At 44.8% G+C, this 203-nt stretch carries 1 protein-coding gene; it reads right to left on the reverse strand.

Annotated elements, in window-relative coordinates; all coding sequences use genetic code 11:
* Positions 1-203, reverse strand: a 203-nt coding sequence (locus AC0QHF_RS28870) for a hypothetical protein (protein ID WP_324707738.1), incomplete at both ends; no start/stop codon positions are given.

Genomic DNA, 203 nt, shown 5'->3' on the forward strand with positions numbered 1-203 from the left:
CGGATCAGGGCGAAAAAGTCATCGACGGGGAAATCGAGGCTCAAAATACTGTCAATTTCATCGACAAAAATGACGATTTTTTCGTCGGGTATCGCCGCCAGCAGAATTTCCGAAATAAAATAGCTTAACCGCTGCAAAAATGAAATGTTGTCCGCTTCTTTCCACCAGGTTTTTAAGTTGAACTCCCGGGAGAGTCGGAATCC

It is taken from the genome of Lyngbya sp. CCY1209 (assembly GCF_055795065.1).